Origin of the sequence: Streptomyces sp. NPDC085524 (assembly GCF_044541755.1) — a bacterium.
Classification (GTDB): Bacteria; Actinomycetota; Actinomycetes; order Streptomycetales; family Streptomycetaceae; genus Streptomyces.
Genome location: NZ_JBITTH010000015.1, coordinates 29537 through 42203 on the forward strand (window position 1 = coordinate 29537; position 12667 = coordinate 42203).

At 73.2% G+C, this 12667-nt stretch carries 11 protein-coding genes; 8 read left to right on the forward strand and 3 right to left on the reverse strand.

The window, feature by feature from the left end; translation table 11 throughout:
* Window positions 1-100: 100 nt before the first annotated feature.
* The 6 genes from ACIGFK_RS23180 (at window position 101) to ACIGFK_RS23205 (ending at window position 8308) form a co-directional block, all read left to right on the forward strand.
* On the forward strand, window positions 101-1924 hold the full coding sequence (locus ACIGFK_RS23180; RefSeq protein WP_376662184.1) for an AMP-dependent synthetase/ligase: 1824 nt from the start codon (window positions 101-103) through the stop codon (window positions 1922-1924).
* 133 nt (window positions 1925-2057) lie between these two features.
* On the forward strand, window positions 2058-3326 hold the full coding sequence (locus tag ACIGFK_RS23185) for an ABC transporter substrate-binding protein (RefSeq protein ID WP_386464259.1): 1269 nt from the start codon (window positions 2058-2060) through the stop codon (window positions 3324-3326).
* Window positions 3327-3342: 16 nt separating this feature from the next.
* Window positions 3343-6150 carry an ATP-binding cassette domain-containing protein gene (locus tag ACIGFK_RS23190; protein ID WP_400053387.1) on the forward strand — a complete coding sequence of 936 codons (2808 nt, stop codon included), beginning with the start codon at window positions 3343-3345 and terminating at the stop codon, window positions 6148-6150.
* 7 nt (window positions 6151-6157) lie between these two features.
* The gene (locus ACIGFK_RS23195; RefSeq protein WP_386464254.1) at window positions 6158-6931 is read left to right on the forward strand and encodes an ABC transporter ATP-binding protein; all 774 of its coding nucleotides are present in this window, start codon (window positions 6158-6160) and stop codon (window positions 6929-6931) included.
* A 92-nt stretch (window positions 6932-7023) separates the two neighbouring features.
* Entirely contained in the window at window positions 7024-7872 is an 849-nt protein-coding gene (locus tag ACIGFK_RS23200) for an aldo/keto reductase (protein ID WP_386464251.1), read from the forward strand.
* A 10-nt stretch (window positions 7873-7882) separates the two neighbouring features.
* On the forward strand, window positions 7883-8308 hold the full coding sequence (locus tag ACIGFK_RS23205) for an RICIN domain-containing protein (protein ID WP_376661211.1): 426 nt from the start codon (window positions 7883-7885) through the stop codon (window positions 8306-8308).
* A 21-nt stretch (window positions 8309-8329) separates the two neighbouring features.
* Here the strand turns inward: ACIGFK_RS23205 and ACIGFK_RS23210 are convergent, their stop codons facing one another.
* Window positions 8330-9064 carry a class I SAM-dependent methyltransferase gene (locus ACIGFK_RS23210; RefSeq protein ID WP_376661219.1) on the reverse strand — a complete coding sequence of 245 codons (735 nt, stop codon included), beginning with the start codon at window positions 9062-9064 and terminating at the stop codon, window positions 8330-8332.
* 35 nt (window positions 9065-9099) lie between these two features.
* Entirely contained in the window at window positions 9100-9405 is a 306-nt protein-coding gene (locus ACIGFK_RS23215) for a 4a-hydroxytetrahydrobiopterin dehydratase (protein WP_376661212.1), read from the reverse strand.
* Between the two features lie 208 nt (window positions 9406-9613).
* Between ACIGFK_RS23215 and ACIGFK_RS23220 the strand changes: the two genes are divergently transcribed.
* Complete coding sequence (locus ACIGFK_RS23220) at window positions 9614-11413, forward strand: FAD-dependent oxidoreductase (protein ID WP_400053391.1); 1800 nt, start codon at window positions 9614-9616, stop codon at window positions 11411-11413.
* Window positions 11414-11456: 43 nt separating this feature from the next.
* Window positions 11457-12251 carry a helix-turn-helix domain-containing protein gene (locus tag ACIGFK_RS23225; protein ID WP_400053393.1) on the forward strand — a complete coding sequence of 265 codons (795 nt, stop codon included), beginning with the start codon at window positions 11457-11459 and terminating at the stop codon, window positions 12249-12251.
* Here ACIGFK_RS23225 and ACIGFK_RS23230 read toward each other — a convergent pair.
* Complete coding sequence (locus tag ACIGFK_RS23230; protein WP_376661215.1) at window positions 12237-12653, reverse strand: hypothetical protein; 417 nt, start codon at window positions 12651-12653, stop codon at window positions 12237-12239. The genes ACIGFK_RS23225 and ACIGFK_RS23230 overlap by 15 nt on opposite strands.
* Window positions 12654-12667: the final 14 nt, after the last annotated feature.

Here is a 12667-nt window from a genome sequence, read left to right on the forward strand (position 1 = left end):
AGCCGGGCTCTGGGGAGGTCTTGTGGAGGTATCCGCAAGGTGATCACCCCCTGTTTACCGTGCGGTAGGTTCACCGCGGCGCGCGGAGAGGAGCGGGGGCTTGAAGGAGATCACCGTCCCACCCGTCGTCACGGGCACACCTGTCGGCGGACTGGCGGACGTCGTGTTCCAGTACGCGCGGGAGGAACCGGACCGGGTGGTCCTGGGCCGCAAGACCGGGGGCGTCTGGGAGGACGTGACGTCCGGGGAGCTGGCCGCCGAGGTGCTGGCGCTCGCCAAGGGGCTGCTGGCGCAGGGGGTGCGGTTCGGGGACCGGGTCGCGGTCATGTCCCGTACCCGGTACGAGTGGACGCTCTTCGACTTCGCGCTGTGGGCGGTCGGCGCCCAGCCGGTCCCCGTCTATCCGACCTCGTCCGCCGAGCAGGTCCAGTGGATCCTGTACGACTCCGCCTGCACGGCCTGCGTCGTGGAGAACGAGGACCAGGCGATGACGGTGGGCTCGGTCATCGACGGGCTCCCCGTGCTGCGCCGGCTCTGGCAGCTCGACGCCGGCGCGGTCGGGCAGCTCGTCGCGGACGGGGCCGGGGTCGCCGAGGACGTGGTGCACCGGCACCGCCGCGCGGTGACCCCCGATGCGACCGCCACCGTCATCTACACCTCCGGGACCACGGGCCGGCCCAAGGGGTGCGTGCTGACCCACGCGAACTTCATGTACGAGACCGACACGCTGGTCAGCCGCTGGGAGTCCGTGTTCCAGGCCCGGCAGGGCGAGCAGCCGTCCACCCTGCTCTTCCTGCCGCTGGCCCACGTGTTCGGGCGGATGGTGGAGGTGGCCGCCGTCCGGGCGCGGGTCAAGCTCGGGCACCAGCCGGTGCTGGCGGCGGCCGAGCTGCTGCCGGACCTGGCCGCGTTCCGGCCGACGTTCGTGCTCGGGGTCCCGTACGTCTTCGAGAAGGTCTTCGCGGCCGCCCGCCGCAAGGCCGAGGCGGAGGGCCGTACGGGCCCCTTCGACCGGGCGGTGGAAACGGCCGTGCGGTACGCGGAGGCGCGCGAGCAGAAGGCGTTCGGCACCGGGCCCGGTCCCTCGGCGGGGCTGCGGATGGAGCACCAGCTCTTCGAGAAGCTCGTCTACGGCAAGGTCCGCGAGGCGCTGGGCGGCCGGGTGCGGCACGCCATGTCGGGCGGGTCGGCGATGTCGCGCCGCCTCGGGCTCTTCTTCGACGGCGCCGGGATCACGGTCTTCGAGGGGTACGGCCTGACGGAGTCGTGCGCGGCTGCCACCGCGAATCCCCCCGAGGCGACGAAGTACGGCACGGTCGGGCGGCCGATCCCGGGCAGCACCGTGCACATCGCGGACGACGGGGAGATCTGGCTGCACGGGGGGCACGTCTTCTCCGGGTACCTGGGCGATCCCAAGGCGACGGAGGAGGTGCTGCGGGGCGGCTGGCTGGCCACCGGTGACCTGGGGCGGCTGGACGAGGACGGCTACCTCACGATCACGGGGCGCAAGAAGGAGATCCTGGTGACCTCCAACGGCAAGAGCGTGGCCCCGGCCGCGCTGGAGGAGCGGGTCCGTTCGCATCCGCTGGTCTCGCAGTGCGTCCTCGTGGGCAACGACCGGCCGTACATCGCGGCCCTGGTCACCCTGGACATGGAGGGGATCGCGCACTGGCTGTCGATGCGCGGCCGCCCGCAGCGGCAGGCGGAGGAGCTGGTGCGGGACGCGGAACTGACGGCGGAGGTCCGGCGGGCGGTGGTGGCCGCGAACACCCTGGTCTCGCAGGCGGAGGCCATCCGTACCTTCCGGGTGCTGGCCGGGCAGTTCACGGAGGAGCGGGGGCTGCTGACGCCCTCGCTGAAGCTCAAGCGCCGGGCGATCGAGAAGGCGTACGCGAAGGAAGTCGCGGCGCTCTACGAGTCCTGACCTGCCCCGCCGCCGCGCTCCCGGACTCCCGTAACGTTACCTGACGGTTCGTCACTTTACTCTGTGATTGATATTGACGGACCGTCAGGTCCCGCACAGAATGCGGGGATTCCGACCGGAGGGGATCCCCGACATGTTGCGTCCGATCCGCACCCTGGCCGCCGCGGCAGCGGCCCTCGCGCTCGTATCCGCCTGCAATTCCGCCTCCACCAACGGAAACGACAAGGGCGGGGCGGGCGGCGGCGCCGGCGACCGCCGCGGGGTGACCGCCGAGTCGATCAAGGTCGGCGGCATCGTGTCGATGACCAGCGCCAGCGGCTACAGCAAGAAGGACACCGACCTCGGCGCCAAGGCCCGCTACATGAGAGCCAACGCCGAGGGCGGGGTCAACGGCCGCAAGATCGAGTACCTGGGTGCGGAGGACGACGGACAGGACCCGGCGAAGAACCTCGGCGCCGCCCGCAAACTCGTCCAGCAGGACAAGGTCTTCGCCGTCGCGCCCATGAGCTCGGTGACCTTCTCCGGCGCGGACTTCCTGGAGCAGGAGAAGGTCCCCACCTTCGGCTGGGGCACCCTGCCCTCCTTCTGCGGGCCCAAGTACATCTACGGGTTCAACGGCTGCCTGGTCCCCACCCCCGGCGGCACCCTCAACCAGACCTGGCCCGAGGGCATCGGCCAGGTCCTCGGCGGCGCCCAGGGCAAGTCGGTCGCGATCATCGCCAACGACAGCGACGCCGGGAAGTTCGGCATCCGCACCTTCCAGCAGGGCTTCGCCAGCGCCGGGTTCAAGGTCTCCTACGCCAAGGCCTCCGTGCCCTCGACGGCCGTGCCGAGCGACTGGTCGGCGTACGTGAAGGACATCCTGGAGGGCGAGGGCGGCAAGGCGCCGGACGCCGTCGTCTCCGTCATGCAGACGCCCAACAACATCGGGCTGTTCACCGCCCTCAAGCGCGCCGGGTACAAGGGGGTGCTGTCCGACCCGACCGACTACGACCCCGGTCTGCTCGCCAAGGACGCCACCAAGCAGGCCCTCGACGGGGTGCACGTCCTGCTCCAGTTCCAGCCGTTCGAGTCCACGGACCCGCAGATGGCGCAGTTCAAGGCCGACATCAAGGCCGCGGCCGGCGGCCAGGACGTGCCCCTCAACATGCACATGCTGACCGGCTACATGTCGGCCGACCTGTTCGTGTCCATCGCCGAGAAGGCCGGCAAGGACCTCACCGTCGAATCCTTCCAGGCCGCCGCGCAGGGCTTCTCCGACAAGGGCACCCTCGTCGGCGACCGGGTCGAGCCCAAGGGGCAGAAGGACAGCTTCGGCTGCGGAGCGCTCGTACAGCTGAAGAACGGCGCGTACGAGGTCTCCGTACCGTTCAAGTGCTACGAGCCCATCCCCTTCAAGTAGGGGTGGGGGCAAGGCCATGGGTGATCTGCTCGTCTTCGTACTGAGCGGCCTGGTCTCCGGCGCCCTGTACGCCCTGCTCGCCACCGGGCTGGTGCTGTCGTACTCGGCGTCCGGGCTGTTCAACTTCGCGCACGGGGCCACCGCCTACCTGTGCGCCCTGACCTTCTACGAGGTGCACTCGGGCCTGGGCTGGCCCGCGGTGCCCGCGGCGCTGCTGGTGGTGTTCGTACTGGCCCCCGCCCTCGGGTGGGGGCTGGACCGGCTGATGTTCCGGCGGCTCGCGCGCGTCGGCGAGACGGCGCAGATCGTGGCCACCATCGGACTGCTGGTGGCCCTGCCCGCCGCCGGACTGTGGGCCGTGGAGCTGCTCTCCGGCGCGGGGGCGCCCGTGAAGCCGGCGGAGAACCAGTTCGGGCTGCCCGGGGTGGGGCCGAGCCCCGCGAAGTCCTGGCAGCTCGCCGACGGGGTCGGCATCGACTCCGACCAGCTGATCACCTGGACGGTGACGGCGGTGGTGGCGGTGGCCCTGTGGGTGCTGATGCGGCACACCCGGCTGGGGCTGCACCTGCGGGCCGCCGTCGACAACCGCTCGCTGACCGAGCTGCGCGGGATCAGTGCCGACCGGCTGTCGTCGGTCGCATGGATGATCGCTTCGGCGCTGGCGGGGCTGGCGGGTGTGCTGGCGACCCCGCTGCTGGGGCTGTCGGCGCACGACTTCACCCTGTTCCTGTTCGTCTCGGCGACGGCCGCGGTCATCGGACGCTTCGCCTCCGTGCCGCTCGCCTTCGCCGGAGGACTGGGGCTGGGCGTCCTGCAGAACCTGGTCGCCGGATACGCCTCCTTCGCCGAGTCCATCACCGGCTTCCGGACGGCCGTGCCCTTCCTCATCCTCTTCGGCGGGCTGCTGGTGCTGACCCGCCGGGCCCGGGCGGCCGGGGTCGCGGCCGTGGACGCACCGCCGGTGGACCACCTCGCCGGCGCATCGTGGGGCCGGCGGTGGGGCGTGTGGGCGGTGGGCGCGGTGCTGCTGTGCGTGGCGTTCTACACCGTGACCACGCCCTTCTGGAGCGGGCTGCTGGCGCAGGGGCTGGCCGTCGCGCTCGTGTTCATGTCCTTCACCGTGGTGACCGGGCTCGGGGCGATGGTCTCGCTGGCGCAGGGGACCTTCGTGACGGCGGCCGCGCTGGTGGCCGGCCTGCTGATGAGCCGGGGCTGGCCGTTCGTGGCGGCGCTGGCGGTCGGCACGTGCGTCGCCGCACTGCTGGGGGCGCTGGTCGCGCTGCCGGCGCTGCGGCTCGGCGGCAGGTCCCTGGCGCTGGCCACGCTCGCCCTGGCGTTCCTCGCGGACCAGGTGCTGTTCCAGCTGCGGTGGCTGCGCAACGGCGACTCGGGGTGGTCGGTCCCGCGGCCGGTGTTCGGGCCGGTGGACCTCTCGGACGACCGGGCGATGGGGGTGGCCCTGGTGGTCCTGGTCGCGCTGGTGGCGGCGGGGCTGGGAGCCCTGCGGAACTCCCCGTCGGGGCGGGCGATGCTGGCGGTCCGCTCGGCGCCCGCGGCGGCGGTGGCCTCGGGGGTGTCCGTGCTGCGCACGAAGCTGCTGCTGTTCACGCTGTCGGCGGGGCTGGCGGGCTTCGGGGGCGTCCTGTACGCCTCGTACAACACCCGGATCACGGCGACCGACTTCACGGCGATGACGGGGCTGGTGTGGCTCGCGGTGGTGGTGGCGGCGGGGGTTCGGCGGCCGGTGTACGCGGTGGTGGCGGGGCTGGTGTTCGCCGTTGCTCCGCGGGTGCTGGCGGACTACGTGACGGCGTCGGCGCACCTGCCGGTGATCCTGTTCGGCCTTGCCGGGCTGGCCCTCGCCAATGACCCGGACGGGTACTGCGCGGCCGTGCCGGTCCGCCTGGCGAAGCGGCGCGCGGCCCGTGTCCCTGCGGGGCCCTCCCCCGCCCCGCCCCTTCCCGGATTCGGGGCTCCGCCCCGGACCCCGTCGGGGGCTCCGCCCCCGGACCCCCGCGCCTCGAACGGCCGGATTCCAGCCCCTCAGGCGTTGGAGGAGCGGGGTCCGGGGCGGAGCCCCGGTTCGGGAAGGGGCGGGGTGGGGGACGAGCCGCCCGCAGGGCCCGCCTCCGTACCCGCCCTCGAGCTGCGCGGCGTGACGGCCGGGTACGACGGGGGGCTCGTGTTGCACGGCGTGGACCTGGCCGTCCGCGCCGGGGAGATCCTCGCCGTACTGGGGCCCAACGGCGCCGGCAAGAGCACCGCCTGCCGGGTCGCCGCCGGGGCCCTGCCCGTCGCCGGCGGCACCGTCCGCACCGACGGCCGGGACGCCACTCGCGACGGCCCCGTGCTCCGCTCCCGCGCCGGCGTGCTGCTCGCCCCCGAGGGCCGCGGGATCTTCCCCGCGCTCTCCATCGAGGAGAACCTGGCCCTGTACCTCCGGGAGCCGGACGCCCGCGCCGCCGTGTACGACCGCTTCCCGCGGCTCGGGGAGCGCCGCGGGGTGCCCGCAGGGGCGCTGTCCGGCGGGGAGCAGCAGATGCTGGCGCTGGCTCCGCTGTTGCAGCGGCCGCCGCGGGTGCTCATCGCCGACGAGCCCTCGCTCGGACTCGCCCCCCGCGTCGTGGACGAGGTGTACGCGCTGCTGACCGAGCTCCGCGACGCCGGCACCGCGCTGCTGCTGGTGGAGGAGAAGGCCGCGGAGATCCTCGGCATCGCCGACACCGTGGCCTACCTCTCGCAGGGCCGGGTCTCCTGGTGCGGCCCGCGCGCCGAGGTGGAGGCGGACCGGCTCGCCGAGGCCTACCTGGGGATGGGGAGATGAGCGGCAGATGAACGACGACTACGTGCTCCGGGCCGCCGGCGTCAGCGTGCACTTCGGCGGGGTCAAGGCCCTGACCAGGGTGGACCTGGGGATCCGGGCGGGCGAGGTGTGCGGGCTGATCGGGCCGAACGGGGCCGGGAAGACCACCCTGTTCGACGTCCTGTCCGGCATCCGGCGCCCCGACCGGGGGAGGCTGCTCCTCGACGGGGCCGACATCACCCGCCGCTCCCCCGTGTGGCGGGCCCGGCACGGCATGCGCCGGACCTTCCAGCGGCAGCAGCTCTTCGGGCAGCTCAGCGTGGCCGACAACGTGCTGGTCGCGCAGGAGTGGCGGGGCGGCGGGGGCGGGCTGGCCGCCGATCTACTCGCCTCGCCGGCCAGGCGCCGCCGGGAGCGCGAGCGCCGGGCCCGCGGCGAGCGGGTGCTGGCGGACTGCGGGATCGGCGCGCTCGGGGCCTCGTACGCCGGCGGTCTGCCGGTCGGACAGGCCCGGATGGTGGAGCTGGCCCGCGCGGTGGCCGATCCGCCGCGGGTGCTGCTGCTGGACGAGCCCGCGTCGGGGATGTCGGCGCCCGAGCGGGAGCAGCTCGCCCGGGTGGTGCGGCGGCTGGCCGGGGAAGAGGGGTGCGCGGTGCTGCTGGTCGAGCACAACGTGGCCTTCGTGATGGACCTCTGCGCGCGCGTGGTCGTACTGGACCTCGGTTCGGTGCTCGCGGAGGGCACGGCGGCCGAGGTGCGGGCCGATCCGTCCGTGCGGGAGGCCTATCTGGGGACCCGCTGACCCGGCCGGGTGAGGCGGGAATACGTCGTACGGGGGGCCGGTTGTCGCCCCTCGTACGAAGACGTACCGCCGACGCGGAGGAATCAGGACACGTGAACCAGGTCCCCACCATCAAGCTCAACAACGGCACGCTCATGCCCCAGCTCGGCTACGGCGTCTGGCAGGTTCCGGACGCGGAGGCGGAGCGGGCCGTCGGGACCGCCCTGGAGGCGGGCTACCGCAGCATCGACACCGCCTCCGTCTACGGCAACGAGGCCGGCACGGGCAAGGGCGTCGCCGCTTCCGGGATCCCGCGCGAGGAGCTGTTCGTCACCACCAAGCTGTGGAACGGGCCTTCGCAGACGTGGGGCCGGGACGCGGTGCTGCGCGCCTTCGACGAGTCCCTCACCCGGCTGGGCCTCGACCACGTGGACCTGTACCTGATCCACTGGCCGCGCCCGATGCGCGACGACTTCGTCTCCATCTGGAAGACCTTCGAGGAGATCGCCGCGAGCGGCCGCGCCAGGGCCGTCGGCGTGTCGAACTTCCGTGCCGAGGACCTGGCGCGGATCGCCGCCGAGAGCCCGCTGGTCCCGGCCGTGAACCAGATCGAGCTGCACCCGCTCTTCCCGCAGGCGGAGCTGCGCGCCGTGCACGCGGAGCGCGGGATCGCGACCGAGGCCTGGTCCCCGCTGGGCCAGGGCCAGGAGCTGCTCACCCTCCCGGCCGTCACCGCCCTCGCCGAGAAGTACGGGCGCAGCGCCGCGCAGGTCGTCCTGCGCTGGCACCTGCAGCTCGGGAACATCGTGATCCCGAAGTCGGTGACCCCCGCCCGCATCCGGGAGAACCTGGACGTCTTCGGCTTCGAGCTGGACGCCGCGGACGTCGCCGCGCTGGAGGCGCTGGGCGCGGGCCCGGCGGGCCGGCGGATCGGCCCGGACCCGGCCGAATTCGACGTGTGAGGCCGGGCGGGTGAATCTTCCCGAGGGGGTGTACCGGATCCGCAACGTGGAGAGCGGGCTGGTGCTCCAGCTGGAGGGCGCCTCCCGGGTGCGGGTGGGCCCGGACGGGCCGCCCGCGCCGGAGGCGGCCCGGCGCTGGCGGATCGCGCCGGTGCACAGTGGCGGCGGGGTCTTCCACGTGGTGAGCGAGGACAACGAGCGGCGGCTGGACGTCGCGAACGCCTCGACGGACAGCGGTGCCCGCGTGCAGGTGTGGCGGGCCAACGCGTTCGGCGCGCAGGAGTGGCTCGTCGAGCGGCACCTGGACGATCCGGGGGTGGTCTCGCTGGTGGCCTGCATCAGCGACCTGCTGCTGGAGGCCGACGAGGAGGGCCGGGCCCGGCAGGGCGAGGACGCCGACTCGCCGGCCCAGTGGTGGCGCCTGGAACCGGTCTGACCCCGCCCCCGGGGCCCGTCGTCAGAGGCGTACGAAGCTGCGCAGCCGGTACGTGGGCTCCGCGCGCGGGACGTCCTGGTCGGGCAGGAGTTCCAGCCGGGCGGCCAGGTCCGCCGCGGTGATGCCGCGCGGGATCACGCGCGAGGCGTACTGGCCGGCGAGCAGCGCCCGGGCGGAGGCGCGGGGGGTGCGGCCCTGGCCGTGGCCCCGGAAGCGGGCCTCACCGGCCGGGCGCAGGCCCGCCCGCGCCGCGTAGGCCTCGACCTCCCCGGAGGAGTCCGCGGGGGTCGGGGTCAGGTGCGCGGCGAAGACGGCGTCGATGTCGCTGCCCACGTCGTGCGCGGAGTCCTTGTCCACGGTGGTGACGAAGACCCCGCCGGGCCGCAGCACCCGCCCGGCCTCGGCGATCACGGCCGGCACCAGGCCGGGGGCGCGCAGCAGGTGCAGCAGCCACACCGCGCTGACCGCGTCGAGGGAGCCGGAGCGCACCGGCAGCCGTGTGGCGTCGCCGAGGGTCACGGGCACTCCGCGCCGCCGGGCCATGGCGGCCATGCCGTGGGAGGCGTCCGCGCCGAGGACGCGCAGGCCGGGGCGGGTGAGCCGGGCGGTGACGATGCCGGTGCCGCAGCCGAGGTCGAGCAGGGTGCGCACGTGGGCGGGGAGCAGGCCGAGGACCGCCGCGGCGGCGGCCTCGGCGCGCGGGGTGCCGCCGCGGGTGGCGTCGTAGGCCTCGGCCTCGGCGTCGTAGTCGAGCAGCGGTTCCAGATCCAGATCCGGTATGTGCGTGGTCATCAGCTCGCGCCGTGCGCCGGGGCGAGGGCTTCGACGCGCTCGGCGAGCGCGAAGTCGGAGGCCGTCACCACGCCGCCCGCGTCGTGGCTGTTCACGGAGAGCCGGACCGTGTTGTAGCCGAGGGTCAGGTCGGAGTGGTGGTTCAACTCCTGCTGCACCGAGGCGATGTGGGCGACGAGGGCGCTCGCCGCGAAATGCGTGTCCAGCCGGTAGGTGCGCAGGATGTGGTCGTCCTCGAAGGCCCAGCCGGGAAGTTCCCGCAACCGGTCCTCGATCTCCTTCTGTGACAGCGGTTCACTCGGCATGCACCGGCTCCTTTTCCCCGTGACGTGTAGTCAAGGTTCCCACAGCGCACGCCGGAGCAACCCTTTCGCGCCATAGTGCGCTCGGGTGCTCCTGCACCTTCCACGCCCGTCCCGCCCCCCATATGCTCCTGCGCCGACACGACTGTTACCAGCAGTAACAGCCGTGGCGCGACCACATGGCGGCAAGGGGCGAAGGGGCGGCATCGACATGACCGGCACAGGCAGTTCCAGGCGCACGTTCATCGCGGGGGCGGGCGCGGCGGCCACCGCGGGGGCCCTGTCCACCGCCGTGGCGGCGGGTCCCGCGGCCGCCGCGACGGCGGCCTCCCCCGCCCAGGCGCCGCCGAACGGCCGCCGGGTCGCGGTGCTCGGCGGCGGGGTGGCCGGGCTGACCGCGGCGCACGAGCTCGCCGAGCGGGGCTACGCCGTCACCGTGTACGAGCGCCGGGCGCTCGGCGGCAAGGCCCGCAGCATGGACGTCCCGGGCAGCGCCCGCGGCGGCCGGCGGCCGCTGCCCGCGGAGCACGGCTTCCGCTTCATCCCCGGCATCTACCACAACCTGCCCGACACGATGCGGCGCATCCCCTTCCCCGGGAACGCGAACGGCGTGTGGGACAACCTCGTCGCCCCGCGCGAGATGATGTTCGCCAGGTCGGGCGGCCGCGAGGACCTGCGCGGACCGATCCCGTGGCCGGAGCACTCCCCCGCCGAGCTGACGCCCGACGAGCTGCGCCGGGCCCTCACCGGGATCCTGCAGTCCCTGGTCCGGCTGCCCCTGCACGAGACGGCGTACTTCGTGAACCGCGTGCTCGTCTTCCTGACCAGCTGCGACGAGCGCCGCAACGACGTCTGGGAGCGGACCCCCTGGTGGGAGTTCGTGCGCGCGGAGCAGATGTCGAGCGAGTACCAGCGCATCCTCGCCGTCGGCATCACCCGCAACATCGTGGCGACCAAGGCCGAGGAGGCCTCCACCCGTACGGTCGGCACCCTCGGCGAGGCCTTCGTCTTCAACCTGCTGGGGCGCGGCGCGGACGGCCCGCCGGACCGGATCCTGAACCTGCCGACCAACGAGGCGTGGATAGACCCCTGGGAGGCCCATCTGCGCTCCCTGGGAGTGGAGTTCAGGATCGGCTGGACCGTGCGCGAGGTCCGGTACGGGGGCGGCGGGGTGAGCGGGGTCGTCGTGGAGGGCCCGGACGGCGCCCGGCAGACCGCCACCGCCGACCACTACGTCAGCGCACTGCCCGTGGAGCACGCCCGCCGCACCTGGAGCGCGGAGCTGCGGGCCGCCGACCCGATGCTGGGGCGCTGCGACAGGCTGGAGACGGACTGGATGACGGGCATCCAGTTCTACCTCACCGAACGCGCCCCGCTGGTCCACGGGCACCTCAACTGCATCGACTCGCCCTGGTCGTTGACCGCGATCCAGCAGGCGGAGCACTGGCCCTCGCGGGACTTCCCCGCCGACTACGGCGACGGGACGGCGGTCGACTGCCTGTCGGTGGACATCTCGGAGTGGGACAAGCCCGGGATCCTCTACGGGAAGACGGCCAAGCAGTGCACGCGCGAGGAGGTGGCGCGCGAGGTGTGGGCGCAGCTGAAGGCCTCCCTCAACGACACCGGCAAGACCCTCCTCAGCGACTCCAGGCTGCACTCCTGGCACCTGGACCCGGGTGTGGACGGGCTGGGTACCCCGAACCCCACCAACCAGGACGAACTGCTGATCCACCCGGTGGGCACCTTCCACAACCGGCCGAGCGCCGGCACCCGCATCCCGAACTTCTTCCTCAGCGGGGACTACGTGGCGGTGGACATCGACCTCGCGACGATGGAGGGCGCGAACACCTCGGCCCGGGCGGCGGTCAACTCGCTGCTGGACCGCGACGGCTCCCCGAGCGCGCGGTGCACGGTCCAACCGCTGTACCGGGCGCCGGAGGTCGAACCCGCCAAGCGGCACGACCTGTGGCGCTACCGTCTCGGCCTGCGGAATGTCCTCGACATGGGCTGAACCGGGCCGACTTGGGCCGCAGGTCTCGGATACCGTCGTGAGCATGACCACCACGACACCCACGGTCGGCGCCCTGCTGCGCACCTGGCGGGAGCGGCGCGGGATCAGCCAGCTGGAACTGGCGGGCCGCGCCGACTCCTCGTCCCGGCACATCAGCTTCATCGAGACCGGACGGTCCCGGCCGAGCGAGGAGATGGTCCTGCGGCTCGCCGACCGCCTCGACGTACCCGTACGCGAGCGCAACGCGCTTCTCCTGGCGGCGGGTTACGCCCCGCACTACGCGCAGACGGCCCTGGACGACCCGTCGATGGAGACGCTGCGCGAGGGCATGCAGCGGCTGCTGACCGGCTACGAGCCCTATCCGGCGCTGGTCGTGGACGCCACGTACGACGTCGTCGCCGCCAACCGGGGCATCATGATGCTGATGGAGGGGCTGCCGGAGCACCTGCTGACGCCGCCCCTGAACGCCATGCGGATCACCCTGCACCCCGAGGGCCTCGCCCCGCGCATCCACAACCTCAAGGAGTGGCGCGGACACCTGCTGGCCCAGATGGAGCGGCAGATCGCGCTGGCCCGCTCCGAACCGCTGCGCGCGCTGTACGAGGAGGTCGCTGCGTACCCGGTGCCGGACCGCCCGGGCGACGCCGCACCGGAGGAGGCCGTCCCGTACATCGCGCTGCCGCTGGTCATCGAGCACGACGGCCACCTGCTGTCCTTCGTGTCGTCGATCGCCACCTTCAACACGCCGATGGACGTGACCGTCGCCGAGCTGGCCATCGAGACGATGCTCCCGGCCGACCCGGCGACGGTGAAGTACCTGCGCTCACTCGGCGACTGAGCGCAGGGCGAGCTGCTGGAACAGGGCGAACGAGGCCACGGTGAGGCCCTGCGCCGGGATCCACACCAGCCCGGCGGTGGTGGGCGTGAACCAGACCAGCAGGGAGACCAGACTGAGCACGGCCCACGCGTAGTTCGTCTCGATGACCAGCTTCACGGCGAAGGTGTTCGGCCGGCGCCGCGAGGCGAGCCAGCCGACCGCGGCGCCGTACGCCACGAGCAGGATCCCGAGCTCCAGCAGCAGTCCCTGACCGACCCCGAGCAGCCGGCCGAGGGGGGCGGAGAAGGCCGCGTACGCCAGCCCGTTGCCGGTGGTCACCACGGAGTCGAGGGCGAGGAAGCGGCGCAGTGCGGTCTGCGGCTCGGTGGTGCGGGCGAGGGTGCCGAACAGGGTTGCGGACATGGGGAATCAGCCTC

Excerpts from the sequence above, each read along its gene's own strand:
- ACIGFK_RS23220 (WP_400053391.1), top strand. The coding sequence starts at position 9,614 with ATGACCGGCACAGGCAGTTCCAGGCGCACGTTCATCGCGGGGGCGGGC.
- ACIGFK_RS23230 (WP_376661215.1), bottom strand. The coding sequence starts at position 12,653 with ATGTCCGCAACCCTGTTCGGCACCCTCGCCCGCACCACCGAGCCGCAG.
- ACIGFK_RS23215 (WP_376661212.1), bottom strand. The coding sequence starts at position 9,405 with ATGCCGAGTGAACCGCTGTCACAGAAGGAGATCGAGGACCGGTTGCGG.
- ACIGFK_RS23185 (WP_386464259.1), top strand. The coding sequence starts at position 2,058 with ATGTTGCGTCCGATCCGCACCCTGGCCGCCGCGGCAGCGGCCCTCGCG.
- ACIGFK_RS23195 (WP_386464254.1), top strand. The coding sequence starts at position 6,158 with ATGAACGACGACTACGTGCTCCGGGCCGCCGGCGTCAGCGTGCACTTC.
- ACIGFK_RS23225 (WP_400053393.1), top strand. The coding sequence starts at position 11,457 with ATGACCACCACGACACCCACGGTCGGCGCCCTGCTGCGCACCTGGCGG.
- ACIGFK_RS23190 (WP_400053387.1), top strand. The coding sequence starts at position 3,343 with ATGGGTGATCTGCTCGTCTTCGTACTGAGCGGCCTGGTCTCCGGCGCC.